Raw genomic sequence first — 3,236 nt, 5'->3', positions numbered from 1 at the left:
TTTTCACGTTTTTTTTGATTTTTTTATCGTTCGGATGAAATTGCAGCAAAACCACTTAAAAGAGCACGTTATTTCTACAGTTCTTTGAATTTATCCGCGAAAAGAGCCACTTTTTCCCAGTTGGTGTACTCCACTTCTTTAGTCGTGTCCGTTTCACCACCAGTCATCGACATAATGAACTTAATCATCATTTTGTCGAACCAACCGTAGCGCGGATAATAAAGGGCACCAGCGAAGACTCCAATTAATGTTGGCTTCCAAGGAGATTTGATTAGGAACTTACGAATGTAGGCACTTCCTTCTGGGGTATCTTTCCCTTGGTCTTCTTTGCGGGCAGTTAAGTTCACACAGAAGAAAGCCACTTTATTCTGTTCTAGCTGAGTGAGGTTGCGTTCAATAAATTGGTATAGCTTCTTATTTAGGTGACCATAACGAATAGAGGCACCAATGAGCACTTTTTCATATTGGCTGAAATCCATCGTCTCTACATTATGTAAATCCACCAGCTCACATTCAAAGTCTGTTAATTGCTCTTCTATATAGTGGAAGATTTTTTTGGTTTGCCCTTCACGAGAAGAGTATAGAAATAATGCTTTTGCCACGATTTCCCCTTAACTACGCCAAAACGTCGGCGTGAGTAGAATAAGTAAGGTAAAGATTTCCAGACGACCAAATAGCATGGAGACGATCAACACCCATTTCGCTTTGTCGTTTACATCACCAAAGTGAAGTGCGACTTCGCCCAATCCAGGGCCAAGGTTGTTGAGTGTCGCTGCTACGGCAGAGAATGCACTTAACTCATCCATGCCTGTTGCAATCAAACCCAACATACAAACCACAAACACTAACGCGTATGCTGAGAAGAATCCCCATACAGCATCGACCACACGTTGCGGTAGTGCACTACCTCCGACTTTGATGGTGTAAACCGCACGAGGATGAACCAGACGTTTAAGTTCACGCGCACCTTGTAAGGTAAGAAGCAAAATGCGGATCACTTTCATACCACCACCAGTCGAACCTGCGCATCCTCCTATAAAAGAGGAGAACAGTAACAGCACTGGCAAAAACAATGGCCAATCTGCAAAACCGGTTGTGGTGAAACCTGCGGTTGTCGAGATTGAGACAGTTTGGAACAACGCTTGGTCAAACGCATCATAAGGTGATGTGTAAGAGTGGTGCTTCAATAGTAGTAAGAAGCAGACCAAAAACAGCAACACCTGAATAAAGATGAATGCGCGGAACTCTGGGTCTTTCCAATAATACTTAGGATGAACCCCACCAGAGGCAAATGCCGCAAAGTGCAGAGTGAAGTTACAAGCAGAGATCAGCAAGAACACCACGGTAATCAGGTTAATCGCGTAACTGTCGAAGTAGCCCATGCTGGCATCGTGAGTTGAGAAGCCACCAATCGCAATGGTAGAGAAGCTGTGGCTGATGGCATCAAACGGCGTCATGCCCGCGAGCCAAAAAGCAACCGCACAAGCGATTGTCAGGCTTAAATAGATGTACCACAGCGCTTTTGCTGTCTCGGCTATGCGCGGGGTCATTTTGGTATCTTTCACTGGACCCGGAATTTCTGCGCGGTACAACTGCATCCCACCGATGCCCAACACTGGCAAAATAGCGACCGCAAGTACGATGATCCCCATCCCACCAAACCATTGTAGAAATTGGCGGTAGAACAAAATCGCTTTAGGTAACTCGTCAAGTCCGACAATAACGGTCGCCCCTGTTGTAGTTAAAGCAGAGAAGGATTCAAAAAAAGCGTCAGTCACAGAAATGTTGGGATTATCTGCGATTAAAAATGGAAGCGAACCCGCGCTGCCCAAAACCGTCCAGAAAAGAACAACAATAAGAAAGCCATCACGTGATTTGAGCTCATGTTTATGCCGACGGTTAGGAAACCAACACATCGCTCCACAAAAAAGCAGCACAAAAAAAGTCGTGACAAAAGGTACACCAGCGCCATCTCGATAAAGAAGCGCAACCAGTGCGGGTGCCAACATGGTGACACTAAAAAGCGCGAGCAAAAGCCCGACGATTCGAATAATTGAACGAAATTGCATGGATTGATTGACTAGCGAAGCTGTCCCTGTTGCTTCCTGGTTTTCATTATTGTCCGTCGAGTGGGGTTACAATTGCCTTTGCCCCACTTTTATTGATGATAGCTTGGGTAAACGCGCTCACTTCACGAAGCTCAATTTCCACCACTAATACTACCTGATCGCTATAGTCAGCATCGACTTCTACCGCACCAAATTGAGGCATGATCGACTGGGCGATAGGCATAAACCCATAGTCTAACGTTAGTCTGAGTTTTGTGGTTATTTTTTTCTCAATAGTTTGAAGCAGCTTGAGAGCTTGCTGCACCCCGCCGCCGTAAGCTTTGACCAAACCGCCAGTACCAAGCTTGATGCCCCCTGAATATCGCGTCACTACCGCAGTGATTTCTCCCACGCCAGAGCCCGATAGCTGCGCCAAAATTGGCTTGCCAGCAGTCCCGGACGGCTCGCCGTCATCGCTAAAGCCCCATTTCATTGAATCTTCAGGTCTGCCCGCTACGAATCCCCAGCAATTGTGTCTTGCATCCGAGTGTTTGGCTTTAATTTGATCAACAAACGCCTTCGCCGCATCAACGCTTGGCGTGTGTGCGAGGTAGGTAATAAAGACACTTTTTTTGATTTCTTCTTCAAACAGAACTGGCGCTGAGGGAATCAGATAAGGCTGGTCATTCATAGCATTAGGTCAATGTTTACTTTGCTCGAAGTCTATCACGAGAGTGAATTCAGAGTCGCATAAGATCTGCCACAGCGCACAATGTTAAACACTTGTTTAAAAAATGTATTGAAATTAAACAATCCGCGATCCAAACTAACTTTACTGGTCAAACCAGAATAAGAATAAACGACTTCCTCGATACTTATTTGCCGACGAATTCAGCACTAACAATAGGTATACAGACAATCCACGATTGTATGTCATGGAGATAGACAATGATTTACCAAGCCGACACCCTACAGGTAAAGGAAATACAAGATGGCATAGCAGAGCTGAGCTTCTGCTCCCCTAAATCCGTAAACAAGCTCGACCTAGCAACACTAGAGTCTCTCGATAAGGCTCTTGATGCGTTGACTTCACATCAAGGTCTAAAAGGCTTAATGCTCACTTCAGATAAAGACGCGTTCATCGTTGGCGCAGACATCACTGAATTCTTGGGCCTCTTCGCTAAAACA

General features: G+C 45.3%; 4 protein-coding genes. 1 reads left to right on the top strand and 3 read right to left on the bottom strand.

Features of this window, described 5'->3' with window-relative positions; genetic code table 11:
• Positions 1 to 74: 74 nt before the first annotated feature.
• The 3 genes from hemG to OU793_RS23845 are packed head-to-tail and all read right to left on the bottom strand — an operon-like array spanning position 75 to position 2,739.
• Complete coding sequence (gene hemG / locus OU793_RS23855) at positions 75 to 602, bottom strand: menaquinone-dependent protoporphyrinogen IX dehydrogenase (protein WP_005465051.1); 528 nt, start codon at positions 600 to 602, stop codon at positions 75 to 77.
• Positions 603 to 611: 9 nt separating this feature from the next.
• The gene (locus tag OU793_RS23850) at positions 612 to 2,069 is read right to left on the bottom strand and encodes a TrkH family potassium uptake protein (protein WP_005465049.1); all 1,458 of its coding nucleotides are present in this window, start codon (positions 2,067 to 2,069) and stop codon (positions 612 to 614) included.
• Positions 2,070 to 2,115: 46 nt separating this feature from the next.
• The gene (locus tag OU793_RS23845) at positions 2,116 to 2,739 is read right to left on the bottom strand and encodes a YigZ family protein (protein WP_029826052.1); all 624 of its coding nucleotides are present in this window, start codon (positions 2,737 to 2,739) and stop codon (positions 2,116 to 2,118) included.
• Positions 2,740 to 2,996: 257 nt separating this feature from the next.
• Here OU793_RS23845 and OU793_RS23840 point away from each other — a divergent pair.
• Positions 2,997 to 3,236, top strand: a 240-nt coding sequence (locus tag OU793_RS23840; RefSeq protein ID WP_274647879.1) for an enoyl-CoA hydratase-related protein, incomplete at its 3' end; no start/stop codon positions are given.

The organism is Vibrio sp. VP6, assembly GCF_028823755.1.
GTDB lineage: Bacteria > Pseudomonadota > Gammaproteobacteria > Enterobacterales > Vibrionaceae > Vibrio > Vibrio parahaemolyticus.
The sequence above is the reverse complement of the archived record's forward strand: the minus strand, read 5'-3'. Positions and strand labels throughout refer to the sequence as shown.